This is a genomic window from Streptococcus moroccensis (assembly GCF_030812835.1).
GTDB classification, from domain to species: Bacteria; Bacillota; Bacilli; order Lactobacillales; family Streptococcaceae; genus Streptococcus; species Streptococcus moroccensis.
Genome location: NZ_JAUSTM010000010.1, coordinates 35,169 through 52,711, shown reverse-complemented (window position 1 = coordinate 52,711; position 17,543 = coordinate 35,169). Strand labels below are relative to the sequence as shown.

The window sequence follows — 17,543 nt, the reverse complement described above, 5'->3', positions numbered from 1 at the left end:
TGACTGTAAGAGTATAAGTTTACACAAAAATAGTATACTTTTTCTTTTGAAAACGCTATACTAGACGTACTAAAAGGAAAGCAGGTAATCAGATGGAATACACAAAACTTGGAAAAACAGGCCTTGAGGTCTCTAAATTGTGTTTGGGCTGTATGAGCTTTGGGGACGATACAGTTGGATTTCAGTCGGGGTGGCTTCTCAATGAGGAAGACAGCCGTGTGATTATTAAAAAGGCTCTGGATTTAGGGATCAACTTCTTTGATACAGCCAATACCTATGCGGCTGGTACCAGTGAAGAATTCCTGGGTCGAGCCCTACGCGATTTTACCAATCGTGAGGATGTGGTTATTGCGACCAAATGTTTTTTCAGTGATTTACCAAATGGTGAGAAGAAAATCAATCAGCACGGTCTTTCTCGGAAAGCTATTTTTCATCAGGTCGAGCGTAGTTTGAAGCGTCTGGGGACTGACTATATCGACATTCTCTACATTCATCGCTGGGATTATAACACGCCAATTGAGGAAACCATGGCAGCTCTTCACGAACTAGTGGTCTCTGGTAAAGTGCGCTATCTAGGCGCGTCCGCTATGTATACTTGGCAGTTTCAAAAAGCCCAGTATGTGGCTGAGAAAAATGGATGGACCAAGTTCTCGGTCATGCAAAACCATTACAACTTGCTCTATCGAGAAGAAGAACGCGAAATGATACCATTTTGTCAGGAAACTGGAGTTGGATTAGCGCCCTATAGTCCTTTGGCAGCTGGGCGTGTCGTGCGGGACTGGACAGCGGATACGGCTCGCAGTCAAACGGATGCTATCGCTAAGGCTAAATATGATACCACAGAGGAGCAGGACCGTCCGATTGTCGAGCGTGTGGCAGCCTTGGCCGACAAGTATCAAGTCAGTCGTGCTCAGATTGCAATCGCTTGGCTTTGGAAAAAAGGCATTCATTCTCCTATTCTAGGAGTCACTAAAGAAGGTTATCTGGAGGATTACATGGGAGCCTTTGAAGTAACCCTGACGGATGAGGATGTCGCTTATCTGGATGAGCTTTACTTGCCTCATAAGGTGATAGGAGCACTGTAAACTTGGAAAAAGTGTTTTTTTAAAACTCCTAAAATGACCTCTATCCGTTTCTAAGTCTACTGGGTGAGGGATATTGAATTGTCTCGGATATTTTTATCTATTCCTAAAAACGATAACAACCCATGTCTAATAACTATTGGAGATGGGTTGTTGATTGTGATAAACTAATGACAAAAGAAGATGTGGAGGAAAATATGAAAACAGCTATTTTTGAAAAAGCGGGTCAAATAGGGATTGCCGAGGTTGTTAAACCAAGTCTTCAAGCTGACGATGATGTTATCATCAAGATCGTGCGCTCCTGTGTTTGTGGGTCAGACCTTTGGGCCTTTTCGCATGGCGATGACAAGGAAGCTCATTCAGTGAACAGTGGGCATGAAGCGATCGGGATTATCGAGGAAGTCGGCTCTGCCATTACAACTGTCCAACCTGGTGATTTCGTTATAGTGCCTTTTACCCACGGTTGTGGGGAATGTGATGCCTGCCGTGCGGGATTTGATGGGACCTGTGATCGACATCCAGGCTATAGCAACTGGTCCTCTGGCTACCAAGCCCAGTATATTCGCTTCCATTATGCCAACTGGGCCCTCATCAAGGTTCCAGGACAGCCCTCAGACTACTCAGAAGGGATGCTCAAATCTCTTTTGACCTTGGCTGACGTCATGCCGACAGGATACCATGCGGCACGAGTCGCAGATGTTAAGCCTGGGGATAAGGTTGTCGTCATTGGCGATGGTGCGGTCGGCCAATGTGCTGTCATTGCAGCTAAGATGCGTGGTGCTTCTCAGATTGTCCTCATGAGCCGACACGAGGATCGTCAGCAGATGGCCCTAGCCTCTGGCGCCACTGCGGTTGTGGCAGAACGAGGAGATGCAGGGATTGCCAAGGTCCGTGAAATTCTTGGAGGCGGGGCTGATGCAGCTCTGGAGTGCGTGGGCACGGAAGCTGCGATGGATCAAGCTTTAGGTGTTCTTCACAATGGTGGACGTATCGGCTACGTTGGGGTTCCTCACTATGATAATCGCCCGATTGGGTCGACCTTTGCTCAGAACATTCTGTTTGGTGGAGGGTCAGCATCCGTAACGACCTATAATAAACAGATCCTCTTAAAGGCTGTTCTTAATGAGGATATTAATCCGGGCAGAGTTTTTACAAAGACGTATCCATTAGCAGAAGTCAACCAAGCCTATCAGGACATGGCTGACCGAAAGACGATTAAAGCCATGCTTGTAGTGGATTAAATTCCAGAAGTGATTGACCGAGAGGTTGATCGCTTTTCTTTCGTTCGATTCGGAACTTATAATTAACCTAAGATACTGTCAAATGCTGAAAATAATGTCAAAACATGATAAAATAAGGCTAACAAATCTATTTAGAAAATAAAGGATGGCCTATGAAATTTTTAGAATTAAATAAGAAGCGTCATGCTTACAAGTCATTTAATGACCAACCTGTTGATATTAAAGACGTTCGTACAGCGATTGAGATTGCGACACTAGCGCCAAGTGCTAATAACATTCAATCGTGGAAATTTGTCATCGTCAAAGATCGTAAAAATGACTTGATTCCCTTAGCCTATGGGGCTAATGGGGCTCAGATTGAGAGCGCTCAAGTTGTTGTCGCCCTCTTTTCAGACACTGATTTGGAAAAGCGCTCTCGTAAAATTGCGCGTGTTGGGGTAAAAGATTTACCTCAAGAATTTCTAGAGCACTTTATCAAAGTCTTGCCGATGCGCTTTGCAGCATTTGACGCACAAACAAAAGGGGAATACCTGTCGATTAATGCTGGCATGGTAGCGATGAACTTTGTTCTGGCCCTAACCGATCAAAAAATGGCCAGCAATGTCCTCCAAGGCTTTGATAAATCCAAGGTCAACGAGGTTTTGGACATTGATACGCGTTTTCGTCCAGAGCTCTTGTTCACGATTGGCTATAGCGATGTCCACCCAGACCCAAGTTACCGTTTACCAGTAGATGAGATTATTGAGATTAGATAGGAGAATCATGACAACGATTGATTTTAAAGCAGAAGTAGACAAACGCAGAGAAGCAATGATGGCGGACCTCTTTACTCTTTTGAGCATCAATTCTGAGCGTGATGATAGCTTAGCAGATGCCCAACATCCTTTTGGCCCTGGACCTGTTAAGGCCCTTGAAAAATTCCTTGAGATCGCTGAGCGTGACGGTTATGAGACCAAAAATGTCGACAACTATGCGGGGCATTTCACCTTTGGAGAGGGTCAAGAAGAGCTCGGTATCTTTGCCCACATGGACGTGGTGCCAGCAGGTTCAGGTTGGGATACCGATCCTTATACACCTGTGATTAAAGATGGCAAGCTCTATGCCCGTGGCTCTTCTGATGATAAAGGGCCTACGGTGGCTTGTTACTACGGCTTGAAGATTATTAAAGACCTTGGTCTTCCAGTCTCTAAAAAAGTACGCTTTGTTGTCGGGACAGATGAAGAGTCGGGCTGGGCGGATATGGACTATTACTTTGAACATGTTGGTCTTCCTGAGCCTGACTTTGGTTTCTCACCAGATGCGGAGTTTCCGATTATCAATGGTGAGAAAGGAAATATTACAGCCTATCTCCATTTTGCAGGGCAAAATGAGGGCGATGTAGTTCTGCACAGTTTTAAAGGTGGCTTGCGAGAAAATATGGTGCCAGAATCTGCTACAGCTGTCCTCTCTGGTGGGGTAACCTTAGAGGACTTAGAAGCCAAATTAAAGGCCTTTGTTGCAGACCAGCCCGTTGCTTCAGGCCATGTTGAGGCTCTCTCAGATGGGCAATTCCAGGTGACCGTCGTCGGGAAATCAGCCCATGGCGCTCACCCAGAAGCTGGGATTAACGGGGCAACCTATTTGGCAGCTTTCTTGTCAGACTTTGCCTTTGCTGGACCAGCGGCAGACTACCTCAAGGTAGCTGGCACCGTGCTCTTGGCGGATCACTATGCGGAAACCACAGGTGTTGCCCATACCGACGAGCGCATGGGGCAATTGACCATGAATGCTGGTGTCTTTAACTTCTCAGCAGTGTCAGAGGACAACACCATTGCCCTGAACTTCCGTTACCCACAAGGAACTAGCCCTGAAGAGATTCAGGACAAGCTCTCGAGCCTTGAAGGTGTTGCCTCAGTGACCCTCTCAAGCACAGGGCACACGCCGCACTATGTACCGATGGAAGATCCTTTAGTAGCGACGCTCTTGGATGTTTACGAGCGCCATACAGGCCTTCGTGGACATGAGCAAATTATTGGTGGGGGTACCTTTGGCCGACTCCTCAAGCGTGGGGTTGCCTATGGGGCCATGTTCCCAGGTTACACTGATACCATGCACCAGGCCAATGAATTTGCAGATGTTGAGGACCTATACCGCGCAGCAGCGATCTATGCTGAGGCCATCTACGAATTGATTAAATAAAGTCTTAAAAACTGGGGATTCCCAGTTTTTTGCTATTAAAGGAATTGACAAATGACCCCTCAAGAAACCATTAAACAAGCCATTATGGCAGATCCTGCTAATCAGGCCTTTACAGCAGCAGGGATTGAACCCTTATTTGCGGCACCTGAGACGGCCAAAATCTTGATTATTGGTCAGGCTCCTGGTCTCAAAACTCAGGCAGCCGGTCTCTACTTTAAAGACCGCTCTGGTGACCGTCTGAGAGACTGGTTAGGAATTGATGAAGCCACCTTTTACGATTCTGGGCTAATCAGTGTCTTAGCCATGGATTTTTATTTTCCGGGAGCTGGCAAATCAGGGGATCTCCCGCCACGGCCAGATTTTGCCCCTAAATGGCATCCTAAACTGATAGCACTCATGCCACAGATAGAGCTAATAATCCTCATCGGGACTTACGCGCAACACTATTATCTCAAGCAGAAGAAGTCTGCTACAGTCACTGAGACTGTCCGAGACTACCAAACCTATCTGCCTCACTATTTCCCCTTAATCCATCCTTCTCCTCGTAATCAAATATGGATGGCTAAGAATCCCTGGTTTGAGGAAGATGTTTTGCCCCATTTAAAATCTCTTGTGGCTACTCTTTTAAAATCAACAGAGTCTTAAAAATTCTTAAAGACAGTCATTAAAAATTCCTATTGGACGCCGTGACCTTCTCATGATAAGATAGTTCTATCGAAAAAAGAGGGGGGACAGCTCATGAAACCGGTCATCGTAGGAATAACAGGAAATGAAAAGGAAATGCCGGCTTTGTCAGGGATTACTTATGATGCTGTACCGCGTTCACTCTCTGATGGGGTGAAAGCAGCAGGAGGGCTCCCGATTGTCCTACCTATTGGGACACCAGATATGGCCAAGGCCTACATCAACATGATTGATAAATTGCTCCTTTCGGGTGGTCAAAATGTCGATCCACGGTTCTATGGTGAAGAAAAAACGGTTTCTAGTGAGGATTATTCCTTGGCAAGAGATGAGTTTGAACTAGCTCTGATTGCGGAAGCCATCAAACAAGAAAAACCAATTTTTGCCGTCTGCCGTGGTATGCAGTTGGTCAATGTTGCTCTCGGAGGGACACTGAATCAAGACATTGCGGATCATTGGCAAGACGAAGTGTTGGGGACATCTCACGAAATTGAAGTTGCCCCAAACAGTAAGGTGTCTCACCTTTTTAAATCAGGAAGTCAAATCAACTCTATTCACCGGCAGAGCGTTAAGCAACTTGCCCCAGCTCTAGTAGCGACAGCTCGTGATCCAAGAGATGGCACTATTGAAGCTTACGAAAGTCGTCAGGGATCTCCTATTATTGGACTTCAGTGGCATCCGGAATTTTTACTGGACGATGAAAGTAATCAAAACCTCTTTCGGTATCTTGTGGAGGCTATGTAAATTTCTAAGATTTGTTAATCCTGTCAAAAATCATGTGTTTCCTTGCAAGCATGAGTCATATAAGGTATAATAAACTACATTGTTTGACTGATGAGGTAATGTTCCATGTCTAAGGTACTAAGCGTGATTCTTGCAATCTTGATGAATTAAGGACTTATACAGTATAGTATGAAGTCCTTTTCGTTTTGTTTGCAGGATGGGAACGCTTGGTAGCCACCTGTTCTAAATAGAGCGGGTGGTTTTTTAGTCTTAAAAGGAAACGTCCTAATGCTATGCTAAGAAAATACAGAAAGAATTGTCATTATATCAAATCAAGTCTAGAAGGTCTAAGCCATGACACCATCAGTCACCACTAGCTCATAGCTGTTTATCGTGACAGGATGAGATAGTTGATAGAGTAAACTCGTCTGCGACGAGTCAAAAAAAGGAGATCTGTTATGTCAAAGACATTAACAAGAAAAGATTATGTTTTTATTGGTTCCATGCTTTTTGGAATCATGTTTGGAGCGGGAAATCTGATTTTCCCTGTCCATTTGGGACAAGAAGCAGGAGCTCATGTTTGGCCAGCTGTCTTTGGCTTTTTAATGTCTGCTATTGGCTTGCCCTTTTTAGGAATCGTAGGGATGGCTTTTACACGTAGCACTAGTGTTTACGACCTTGCCTCTCGGGCAGGCCATCATTTTGGCACTTTCTTTACGGTCTTGCTTTATTTGGTGATTGGACCTTTCTTTGCCATTCCAAGACTTGCCAGTACCTCCTTTCAAATTGGGCTAGGACCTTTTGTCGGAGAGGATAATGCCTTGGCCTTAGCCCTCTACTCTCTGTTTTTCTTCACTTTAGCATGGGCCATGTCACGTCAAGCAACAAAAATTTTGGATTATGTTGGAAAATTTTTAAACCCTGTTTTCTTGGTCGTCCTTGGCATCTTACTGGTATTGGTTCTGTTTAATCCAATGGGTGGAGTTTCAAGCGCTCCTATCCAAGCATCCTACCAGTCAAACGCATTGGCAACAGGTGTTCTTGAAGGCTATAATACGTTAGATGTGTTAGCCTCTTTGGCATTTGCGATTTTGGTCATATCAGCCCTTAAAAATTTAGGAATCAAAGAACCTCGTCAAATGGCGACCGATATGGTTAAATCAGGCGTCATCAGTATGTCCTTGATGGCTATCCTTTATACCCTTTTGGCTTATGCAGGGGCAACCAGTTTAAGTCAATTTAATTTATCCGAAAATGGAGGAATCGCTCTAGCCCAGATTGCTCACTATTATTTAGGGACGTTTGGGAGTGTTTTATTGGCATTAATCGTCTTTTTTGGCTGCTTGAAAACTGCTGTAGGACTTCTAACTGCATTTTCAGAAACCTTTGCGGAGATGTTTCCATCTGTCTCCTACCACACCTTTCTGGCAGGAGCTACTCTTTTCCCAGCTATTTTTGCAAATGTCGGATTGACCAATATCATCGCCTATTCCATTCCAGTATTGATGTTTATCTATCCCCTTGCCATAGTGCTTGTTGGGTTAGCTCTTTTGGAGAGGTGGTTGAAAGGAAATAGGACCGTTTATCGCTGGACAATATATCTGACTTTACTTCCAGCGATGATAGATGGGTTGGCCAGTTCACCATGGGCAACTGTACCGGTTGTTTCAGCTCTAGTCGATTTATCCAAAAAACTCCTTCCTTTTTCAACGATTGGAATGAGCTGGGTTCTTCCTGCTTCTTTAGGACTTGTTATCGGTGTTTTTATCGCTGGATTCAAGGGTGAATTCACTGAACGGACATAATGAAACTTCTAGGAGTCCTCTTGTTGAAATTTGGATAATCTGCTATACTAGGCTCTAGAAAATGAAAGTGAGAATGAAAATATGGAAAACTTACCAAATTGCCCCCAGTGCCAGTCCCCTTATGTCTATGAAGATGGCATCTTGCTGGTTTGTCCAGAATGTGCTCATGAGTGGAATCCAGTTGACACGACAGTCGAAGAAGATGGCCTTGTCGTTAAAGACAGTAACGGCACCCTCCTACAAGATGGTGATACGGTAACTGTTATTAAGGATCTTAAGGTGAAAGGGGCCCCTAAAGACATTAAACAAGGGGCGCGCGTGAAAAATATCCGCCTCGTTGAAGGAGACCATAACATTGACTGTAAAATTGATGGCTTTGGCGCTATGAAGCTGAAGTCTGAATTTGTAAAGAAGATTTAAAATGACGTCAAATAAAATCCTATATTATCGTCTACACTTAACGCTTTTAGCCTTGATTGGCGTTTTCCTTGAAGTGGTTAAGTATGGTGGACATATGTTTATGTACTACACAATTTTATCGAATCTCTTGGTCTTCTTGTTTATGGCTTATCAGGTCTATCTGATGATGACGCAATCAGAGGCTATCTGGGCATCACAAAAGGTCCTTCGCAGCAAGGCTGCAGTAACAATGGCGATTATGATTACCATGGTGATTTACCATATCTTACTAGCGCCGATTGCAGATGATTTTTGGCGAGTGGAAAATATATTGTGCCATTATTTGGTTCCTGCAATGATGTTTCTAGATACGTTCTTCTTTGATAAACCTAGGCAGTACAAATGGTATGACCCTTTTCTATGGACAGGTGTTCCTATCGTTTATTGTGGGCTTGCCCTTTTTAACGGCTTGGTTACTAAAATACCCATTAAAGATGCTAAAGATAGTCCTTTTCCCTACTTTTTCATCAATGTAACCAAGTATGGTTGGCCCTATGTCCTTCAGATGATTGCGATTATTTGTGTCGTTTATGTTATAGGTGGCTACCTTCTCTATGCCATCAAACAAATCAATTGGTCCCGTAAACGGGTACGATAAAACATGGACTATTTCTTAGGAAGTAGTCTTTTTTAAACAGTCGGAGTAGCTTTTTCCTTGAAATTAGCTGAGATTCTGGTATAATACGATTAATATAAAATTCCTTTAATCTTGTCCCGTGAGGCAAGTAAGGAGACGGATAAAGCCAGGGATAACAGAATTGTTGTGCCCTGAATTTTGAGCATCTCCTAAAGGGAGATGCTCTTTTTGGTGAGAGCCGATGATTTGAAAAAAAGGAGATTAGGATGAAGACCAAAGAAATCATTGATAGCATGACAATGAAACGGGCTATTACACGGATTACCTACGAGATCATTGAACGCAATAAAAATTTAGATAATATCGTTCTTGCAGGTATTCAAACAAGAGGTGTGCCAATTGCCAAACGGATTCAAGAACGCTTGTTTCAATTAGAAGGTGTCCAGGTGCCACTAGGGTCTCTTGATACAAAACCATTTCGTGATGATATCAAAGTTGAAGAAGACACGACTATGATGGAAGCCGATGTTACAGATCGTGATGTCATTTTGGTAGATGATGTTCTTTATACAGGTCGTACGATTCGTGCAGCTATCGATAATTTGGTGAGTCTTGGTCGCCCTTCGCGAGTAAGCTTAGCTGTCCTTGTAGACCGTGGACATCGTGAATTGCCTATTCGAGCAGATTATGTTGGCAAAAACATTCCAACTAGTCGGGCAGAGGAAATCATTGTCAAGGTGGAAGAAATTGATGGGGAAGATGCGGTGGACCTCTTAACGGTTGATTAAGAGTATGTGGACTTCTTTCATTATTTAAACCATTGCTTTATCGGAGAGACATCATTCAGAAGAGGGTTTTAATATGTCAATTTTAAATGGTCAAGTTTCCCTTCAGAACCTGGTCAGCATGGAATTGCTGACCAATGAAGAGGTTCTAGGACTCATCAGACGAGGGTCTGATTTTAAAAATGGTCGTGCGACCTTTAATCCTCAACGCCAGTATTTCGCGGCTAACTTGTTCTTTGAATCCTCAACCCGAACCCATAAATCGTTTGAGGTTGCGGAGATGCGCTTGGGATTGAATTTGATTGATTTTGATGCAAAAACCAGCTCAGTTAATAAGGGTGAAACACTCTACGACACAGTATTGACCATGTCTGCTTTGGGTGCAGATGTTTGTGTCATTCGACATCCTGATGTCGATTATTATAAACAATTAGTCGACAGTGGTCATATTAACTCTGCCATCATTAATGGTGGAGATGGATCTGGTCAGCACCCTAGTCAATCATTACTTGACTTAATGACCATTTATGAGGAATTTGGTCAATTTGACCAGTTGAAAGTTGCTATTTGTGGGGATTTGACGCATTCGCGCGTAGCCAAGTCAAACATGCAGATTTTAAAACGACTGGGAGCTGAGCTCTATTTTACGGGCCCTGCAGAATGGTATTCAGAGGAATTTGATGTTTACGGTCGTCATGTCGCCATCGATGATGTCATTGATGAGCTAGATGTTGTCATGCTTCTAAGAGTTCAGCATGAACGTCATGATGGGGAAACCAGCTTTTCAAAAGAAAGGTACAACAGCCAATTTGGGCTGACTCAGGCTCGGTATGACTGTTTGAAAGATCAAGCAATTGTCATGCATCCTGCACCAGTTAACCGCGGTGTTGAGATTGACGATCACTTGGTGGAGGCACCAAAGTCACGGATTGTAGCTCAGATGGCTAATGGTGTCTTTGTTAGAATGGCCATTATTGAAGCCGTCTTACGTGACAGAGCTTAATATAAAAATGGATAGGGGAGAAGAAATGACAAGAAGACGATTGATTTTAGAAGACGGTACGGTATTTGAAGGGGAAGCCTTCGGAGCTAATATTGATACAACTGGTGAGTTGGTTTTCAATACAGGTATGACAGGTTACCAAGAATCTATCACAGACCAATCCTATAACGGGCAAATCTTAACCTTTACCTACCCAATGGTGGGCAATTATGGGATAAATCGAGACGACTATGAGTCTATCCATCCGACTTGTAAGGGCGTGGTCGTTTATGAATGGGCAAGGGAAGGCAGCAACTGGCGTAACCAGATGACGCTTGATCAATTCTTAAGAGCTAAAAACATTCCAGGGATTTCTGGTATAGACACAAGGGCGCTTACACGGATTATTCGCAAGCATGGAACCATGAAGGCTACCCTTTCTAATGTCGGAGACAATTTAGAGCATCAGTTAGACCAACTAAAAGCAACTGTCTTACCTACAGATGGGATTTCTCAGGTTTCGACCAAAACAGCGTATCCAGCTCCTGGTGTGGGAAGGTCAGTTGTTCTAGTAGACTTTGGCCTTAAACATTCGATTTTGCGTGAACTTGCAAAACGTGAATGCAACGTGACGGTTGTGCCTCATGATACAACAGCGGAAACTATTTTAGAACTTAATCCCGATGGTGTAATGCTGTCAAATGGACCTGGTGATCCCGATGATGTGCCGTGGGCTCTTGACATGATTCGAGGAATTCAAGGTAAACTTCCTATTTTTGGCATTTGTATGGGTCATCAACTTTTCAGTAAAGCTAATGGTGCTTCGACTTATAAGATGACTTTCGGTCACCGAGGCTTTAACCATGCCGTACGTGAGATAGCTACCGGTCGCGTTGATTTTACCAGTCAAAACCATGGATTTGCTGTATCACGTGACAATCTGCCAGATTGTCTGATTGTAACCCATGAGGAAATTAATGATAAGTCTGTGGAAGGCGTTCGCCACCGTGATTTTCCTGGTTTTTCAGTTCAGTTCCATCCAGATGCGGCACCTGGTCCACATGATGCAAGTTACCTTTTTGATGACTTTATGGAATTGATGGACGCGTTTAAGCTAGAGCAAGCCAAACGATAATACGATACTCCTAAATGAGAGACAGAAAAAGAAAAGCCTGCCCAAATCCAAGTGCTACTAACGTAGCTCCTTTTCATACGCCAACCACTAGGGTGTCTTGGCTAGGTCAGGCACTAGTTCGAAAACAACCAGAATATCGCTGGTGTTTTCTCACGTCGGAGATACAGATTTAATGCCGTCCCGAGAGACGGCGAATAGAAAGGCCTGCCCAAATCCAAGTGCTACTAACGTAGCTCCTTGTCATACGCCAACCACTAGGGTGCCTTGGCTAGGTCAGGCACTAGCTCGAAAACAACCGGAATATGGCCGGTGTTTTCTCACGTCGGAGTCACAGATTTAATGCCGTCCCGAGAGACGGCGAATAGAAAGGAGTAAGCAAAGGTCTCGTGTTTTTTTAGAAATGAACACGGGCTAAAATCCTATTGAAAAAGATAGTCTTTCCTTGTGTGCTAGCACACAGCGTCAGCCTCCTATTTTCATACGGATTTTTAGACGCCCTTTGTATCTTAAATTATGCCAAAACGTACGGATATTAAAAAAATTATGGTGATTGGGTCTGGTCCAATCGTGATTGGTCAGGCTGCTGAGTTTGACTATGCTGGGACTCAGGCTTGTTTGGCCCTGAAAGAAGAAGGCTACCAAGTTGTCTTGGTTAACTCGAATCCAGCAACCATTATGACGGATAAAGAGATTGCTGATAAGGTCTATATCGAGCCCATTACGCTTGAATTTGTAACCCGCATTCTGCGCAAGGAACGTCCAGATGCTCTTCTACCAACACTCGGTGGGCAGACAGGTCTGAACATGGCGATGACGCTATCCAAGGAAGGTATCTTAGATGAGTTAGGTGTGGAGCTTTTAGGAACTAAATTATCCGCTATTGACCGAGCAGAAGATCGAGACCTATTTAAGCAATTGATGGAAGAACTCAATCAGCCAATTCCAGAGTCTGAGATTGTCAATACGGTAGAAGAAGCAGTTACTTTTGCCAATACGATCGGTTATCCTGTCATTGTACGTCCAGCCTTTACCCTTGGTGGTACCGGCGGCGGGATGTGTGCCAACGAAGAAGAACTCCGTGAGATCGCTGAAAATGGCTTGAAATTGTCTCCTGTAACCCAATGTTTGATCGAGCGTTCTATTGCTGGTTTCAAAGAAATCGAGTACGAAGTGATGCGCGACTCAGCTGATAATGCCCTTGTGGTGTGTAACATGGAAAACTTTGACCCAGTTGGCATTCACACAGGGGATTCTATCGTATTTGCGCCAACGCAGACTCTCTCTGACATTGAGCACCAAATGCTCCGCGATGCCAGCTTGAAAATCATCCGTGCCCTTAAAATCGAAGGGGGCTGTAACGTTCAGCTTGCCTTAGACCCACACAGTTTCAAGTACTACGTCATCGAAGTGAACCCGCGTGTATCTCGCTCGTCTGCCCTAGCCTCTAAGGCAACAGGTTATCCGATTGCCAAGCTCGCAGCTAAAATTGCGGTTGGATTGACCTTGGATGAAATGGTTAACCCTGTCACAGGATCGACTTATGCTATGTTTGAACCTGCCCTAGACTATGTGGTCGCTAAAATTCCACGTTTCCCATTCGATAAGTTTGAAAAAGGGGAGCGCCGTCTTGGCACGCAGATGAAGGCGACAGGTGAAGTTATGGCCATCGGCCGTAACATTGAAGAGAGCCTTCTTAAAGCTTGTCGTTCCCTTGAAGTTGGGGTCTATCATAACGAAATGCCTGAATTAGCAGATGTATCGGATGACCTTTTGGTTGAAAAAATGGTTAAGGCCCAGGATGACCGTCTTTTCTACCTCTCAGAAGCTATTCGCCGTGGCTACACTGTTTCAGAATTAGCAGAGCTGACAAAAATTGACACCTTCTTCTTGGACAAGTTGCTCCGCATCCATGAGATCGAGAAAGATCTTTTAGCAGTACCAGGTGACTTGGATCTCTTAAAAACGGCCAAACTCAATGGCTTTGCAGACCGTAAGATTGCTGACCTCTGGGATACAAGTGCAGGAGCTGTTCGCCAGATGCGCCAAGAAAACCAAGTCTTGCCAGTCTATAAAATGGTGGATACCTGTGCTGCAGAATTTGAGTCTGAAACGCCTTACTTCTACTCAACCTATGCCTTTGAAAATGAGTCAATCCGCTCTGAAAAACCGTCGGTCCTTGTCTTAGGGTCAGGTCCAATCCGTATTGGACAAGGGGTGGAGTTTGATTATGCAACAGTTCACTCGGTGAAGGCTATTCAGGCTGCGGGCTATGAAGCTATCATCATGAACTCCAACCCAGAGACGGTATCTACAGACTTCTCTGTTTCAGACAAGCTCTACTTTGAGCCACTCACGTTTGAAGATGTCATGAACGTCATTGACCTCGAGCAACCCATCGGTGTTGTGGTGCAGTTTGGTGGCCAGACAGCCATTAACTTGGCTGAGCCATTGGCAGAAGCAGGTGTGAAGATCCTTGGTACTCAGGTAGCTGACCTTGACCGGGCAGAAGACCGTGACCTCTTTGAGCAGGCCCTTAAGGCTCTTGACATTCCACAGCCACCAGGGAAGACTGCGACTGATGAAGAAGGCGCAGTAGCTGCAGCTAAGGGCATCGGTTACCCAGTCCTAGTCCGTCCGTCATACGTTCTTGGTGGTCGTGCTATGGAAATCGTGGAAAATGAAGCAGACCTTAGAACCTATATGCGGACTGCGGTTAAGGCTAGCCCGGATCATCCGGTCCTTGTAGACTCTTACATTGTTGGTCAAGAGTGTGAGGTGGATGCGATTTCTGATGGCAAGCAGGTGTTGATTCCTGGGATTATGGAGCACATCGAGCGAGCGGGTGTTCACTCAGGGGACTCTATGGCAGTTTACCCACCGCAAACCCTCTCACAGACTGTCCAAGATACCATTGTAGACTATACCAAACGTCTAGCTATCGGACTGAATTGTGTCGGTATGATGAACATTCAGTTTGTTATCAAAGACGAGCAGGTCTATGTGATTGAGGTTAACCCACGTGCTAGCCGTACAGTACCATTCTTGTCTAAGGTAACTGGTATTCCAATGGCTCAGGTTGCTACTCAATTGATCCTCGGCAAATCCTTGGCTGACCTTGGTTACGCAGATGGGCTCTACCCAGAAAGCCAGCAGGTTCATATTAAGGCACCAGTCTTCTCCTTTACCAAGTTAGCTAAGGTTGATAGCCTGCTCGGCCCTGAAATGAAGTCAACTGGTGAGGTTATGGGGTCAGATACAACCCTTGAAAAAGCCCTTTACAAGGCCTTTGAAGCCAGCTACTTACATTTGCCTACATTTGGCAATGTCATCTTCACCATTTCAGATGATAGCAAAGAAGAGACCTTAGAAATGGCACGCCGTTTCCAAAATATTGGTTACGGGGTATTAGCCACTAAGGGAACAGCTACCTTCCTTAATAAGAATGGCGTGACCGCACAAAGCGTTGCCAAAATTGGTGAAGGCGAGGGAGAAGATATCCTTAGTCTTGTCCGCCAAGGCAAGGTTCAGGCTATTATCAATACTGTGGGGACGAAGCGTACCGCTGGACAGCACGGTGCTATGATCCGTCAGGCAGCAGTAGAAAACGGCGTACCGCTCTTCACCGCACTTGATACAGCCAATGCCATGCTTAAGGTTCTGGAAAGCCGCAGCTTTATGACCCAACCAATTTAAAATAGAAATAGGAAAAACAGGAGACATCCTGTTTTTTGTTTCTCCAATCGCTCACTTTAAATACTAATAGCTTTCAGCATTCCTTAAGGTTTTTACAAGTTTGTTTTAAGACTTCTTCTGTAGACTAAGGGCACCTCAAAAAGAGTCGATTTTTTGTGCTTATGTTTGAGGAATCTAGCGGTAAGCCGTTAAATTTAGTCTAGGAGGTCATTTAAATGACGATAGAAGAAAGTAAACATCATTCACGGAAAGCAAGAACGACGAGAACGAAAAGCAACTCAGGTGGAGACAATGGTTCCCCATTGACAGTTCTTCATTCTGCCACTTCACTAAAAATGGCAGTAGCAGCGGGAATACTGGGTGTTGCGTTATGGAGTAATCAAGAGGCTTCTGCCCTTTCATTTGAAGAAGGCGCACCTAACGAATCATTTGCATATTACAATGAAGCTGTTTGGCAACCAGATTACGGATATCCTGCCTACAACTACTATACGTACGATACATCCACTTCAACCACTTATGACAGTTCTACTAACTATACGTCGTCAGTAGATGTTAGCTATGATTCTACGTTTACTATACCCACCTATACCAATACAGAAACAAATACTTATCCGATGGGACAATGCACCTGGGGAGTTAAAGTGTTGGCTCCATGGGTAGGCGATTATTGGGGGAATGCGGCAGATTGGGTAGCAAGCGCTCAAGCAGCAGGATACCAAGTCGGAACAACCCCTCAAGAAGGAGCGGTAGCAGTCTGGTTTGATGGTGGATATGGCCATGTCGCTTACGTTGTAGATGTCCAGTCAGATACAGCTATTCAGGTTTTGGAATCAAACTATAATGGTATTATGCAAATCGGTAATTACCGAGGAATTTTTGACCCAACAGACCCTGCCTATGGCTATAGTGTCATGTACATCTACCCAGCATCCTAAATCGAACAAGTCTCTCATAAATTGGGAGGCTTTTAATCATTTCATGCTATAATCACAGTATGAAAGATTTTGTAGTAACGACCAGTTTTAAGACTGATCCTGAGAAGCTAGCTGAAGCGGTAGCTCTGGCAAACGCTTTTCAGGTGCCTTATCTGGAAAGAGGCAAAGCAAGTATAAGGCGCATCATAGGAGATAAGGAAGGGGCCTTGGTGGTCTATAAGGATAAACTGCTCTTTAGAAGCAACACTGGCGAGACCCTATCCTTTCATCCAGATACGGCCATGTTAAGGATTAAGGCGCCTAGAGACCCTCTTTCGGAACTAATTGGATCGAGTCCTTTCCAAATACTGGACACGACCATGGGCTTGGCTAGCGATAGTATTGTCATGGCTTATGCTGGCCATCAGGTGACAGCCTTAGAGAGTGATCCCCTGATTCACCTGATTGTAAGCCAGGGGTTAAAGCGCTTTGTGTCGGGAAATGATCAGATAGATCATGCCATGCGTCGCATCAAGACCCAGTGTGTTGACAGTTTAGCCTTCTTAAAGGCTGCGCCAGACCAATCAGTGGATGTGATTTATTGCGATCCTATGTTTTCCGAAAATATCACAGAGTCTGAAAATTTATCAGGATTAGCATCTTTGGCTAATCCTGCAAGGATGACGCCAGAGTTTCTAGCAGAAGCCAAGCGCGTGGCCAGACAGAAAATCATCCTTAAGGCACATTTTAAAGATTCGAGTTTTGAAACGTTAGGATTTGATCGACTGGTCAGGCCCAATACCAAGTTTCATTTTGGAGTTATTGATGTCTCGTCTACTCGACTATCCCAATCTTAATCAAATAGAATCTTTTGGGAATAACAAAAACTTTGTCAAGTTTTTTTCTTGACATCATCTGAAAATCTGATATACTAGATAAAGTGAGGTGATAGCTTTGCTATTGTCCAACCATAAATTATAAAAGAGAAAAGAGAATATTTCAAAATGGCAGTAAAAATCCGTTTGACTCGTATGGGTTCTAAAAAGAAACCTTTCTACCGTATTAACGTTGCAGATTCACGTGCACCACGTGATGGTCGTTTCATCGAAACAGTCGGCACCTACAACCCACTTGTCACTGAAAACCAAGTGACTCTTAAAGAAGACCGCGTGCTTGACTGGTTGTCAAAAGGTGCTCAACCATCTGACACTGTACGTAACATTCTTTCAAAAGCTGGTGTTATGGAGAAATTCCACAACGCTAAGTACGCTAAAAAATAAGAAAA

General features: G+C 44.3%; 15 protein-coding genes and 1 pseudogene. All 16 read left to right on the top strand.

Annotated elements, in window-relative coordinates:
- Nucleotides 1-92: 92 nt before the first annotated feature.
- The 16 genes and pseudogenes from J2S23_RS06130 to rpsP all read left to right on the top strand — a co-directional run bounded on the left by J2S23_RS06130 (nucleotide 93) and on the right by rpsP (nucleotide 17,538).
- Nucleotides 93-1,085, top strand: coding sequence for an aldo/keto reductase (locus J2S23_RS06130; RefSeq protein WP_307121871.1), 993 nt, complete (start codon nucleotides 93-95; stop codon nucleotides 1,083-1,085).
- Nucleotides 1,086-1,279: 194 nt separating this feature from the next.
- Nucleotides 1,280-2,323: an alcohol dehydrogenase catalytic domain-containing protein gene (locus J2S23_RS06125; RefSeq protein WP_307121906.1), complete on the top strand. Its 1,044-nt coding sequence runs from the start codon at nucleotides 1,280-1,282 to the stop codon at nucleotides 2,321-2,323.
- A 152-nt stretch (nucleotides 2,324-2,475) separates the two neighbouring features.
- A complete protein-coding gene (locus J2S23_RS06120) occupies nucleotides 2,476-3,078 on the top strand; it encodes a nitroreductase family protein (RefSeq protein ID WP_307121870.1) in 603 nt (200 codons plus the stop codon).
- A gap of 7 nt (nucleotides 3,079-3,085) precedes the next feature.
- Nucleotides 3,086-4,501, top strand: coding sequence for a dipeptidase PepV (pepV, locus tag J2S23_RS06115; RefSeq protein WP_307121869.1), 1,416 nt, complete (start codon nucleotides 3,086-3,088; stop codon nucleotides 4,499-4,501).
- A gap of 51 nt (nucleotides 4,502-4,552) precedes the next feature.
- A complete protein-coding gene (locus tag J2S23_RS06110; RefSeq protein ID WP_307121868.1) occupies nucleotides 4,553-5,146 on the top strand; it encodes a uracil-DNA glycosylase family protein in 594 nt (197 codons plus the stop codon).
- 93 nt (nucleotides 5,147-5,239) lie between these two features.
- Nucleotides 5,240-5,926, top strand: a complete 687-nt coding sequence (locus tag J2S23_RS06105) for a gamma-glutamyl-gamma-aminobutyrate hydrolase family protein (RefSeq protein WP_307121867.1) — start codon at nucleotides 5,240-5,242, stop codon at nucleotides 5,924-5,926.
- Between the two features lie 437 nt (nucleotides 5,927-6,363).
- Nucleotides 6,364-7,710, top strand: coding sequence for a branched-chain amino acid transport system II carrier protein (gene brnQ, locus J2S23_RS06100; RefSeq protein ID WP_307121866.1), 1,347 nt, complete (start codon nucleotides 6,364-6,366; stop codon nucleotides 7,708-7,710).
- A gap of 81 nt (nucleotides 7,711-7,791) precedes the next feature.
- Nucleotides 7,792-8,130 (top strand): zinc ribbon domain-containing protein YjdM, encoded by a 339-nt coding sequence (locus J2S23_RS06095; RefSeq protein WP_307121865.1) that lies wholly within the window; start codon nucleotides 7,792-7,794, stop codon nucleotides 8,128-8,130.
- 1 nt (nucleotide 8,131) lies between these two features.
- A complete protein-coding gene (locus J2S23_RS06090) occupies nucleotides 8,132-8,767 on the top strand; it encodes a Pr6Pr family membrane protein (protein ID WP_307121864.1) in 636 nt (211 codons plus the stop codon).
- A gap of 245 nt (nucleotides 8,768-9,012) precedes the next feature.
- Nucleotides 9,013-9,534: a bifunctional pyr operon transcriptional regulator/uracil phosphoribosyltransferase PyrR gene (gene pyrR, locus J2S23_RS06085; protein WP_307121863.1), complete on the top strand. Its 522-nt coding sequence runs from the start codon at nucleotides 9,013-9,015 to the stop codon at nucleotides 9,532-9,534.
- Nucleotides 9,535-9,607: 73 nt separating this feature from the next.
- Nucleotides 9,608-10,534: an aspartate carbamoyltransferase catalytic subunit gene (locus tag J2S23_RS06080; RefSeq protein ID WP_307121862.1), complete on the top strand. Its 927-nt coding sequence runs from the start codon at nucleotides 9,608-9,610 to the stop codon at nucleotides 10,532-10,534.
- Nucleotides 10,535-10,559: 25 nt separating this feature from the next.
- Nucleotides 10,560-11,648 (top strand): carbamoyl phosphate synthase small subunit, encoded by a 1,089-nt coding sequence (locus J2S23_RS06075; protein ID WP_307121861.1) that lies wholly within the window; start codon nucleotides 10,560-10,562, stop codon nucleotides 11,646-11,648.
- 513 nt (nucleotides 11,649-12,161) lie between these two features.
- Nucleotides 12,162-15,341 (top strand): carbamoyl-phosphate synthase large subunit, encoded by a 3,180-nt coding sequence (gene carB, locus J2S23_RS06070; RefSeq protein ID WP_307121860.1) that lies wholly within the window; start codon nucleotides 12,162-12,164, stop codon nucleotides 15,339-15,341.
- Between the two features lie 605 nt (nucleotides 15,342-15,946).
- A pseudogene (locus J2S23_RS06065) lies at nucleotides 15,947-16,279 on the top strand (CHAP domain-containing protein); the annotation flags it as partial.
- Nucleotides 16,280-16,338: 59 nt separating this feature from the next.
- The gene (locus tag J2S23_RS06060; protein WP_307121859.1) at nucleotides 16,339-17,115 is read left to right on the top strand and encodes a class I SAM-dependent methyltransferase; all 777 of its coding nucleotides are present in this window, start codon (nucleotides 16,339-16,341) and stop codon (nucleotides 17,113-17,115) included.
- Between the two features lie 147 nt (nucleotides 17,116-17,262).
- Nucleotides 17,263-17,538 carry a 30S ribosomal protein S16 gene (rpsP, locus tag J2S23_RS06055; RefSeq protein ID WP_307121858.1) on the top strand — a complete coding sequence of 92 codons (276 nt, stop codon included), beginning with the start codon at nucleotides 17,263-17,265 and terminating at the stop codon, nucleotides 17,536-17,538.
- Nucleotides 17,539-17,543 lie beyond the last annotated feature (5 nt).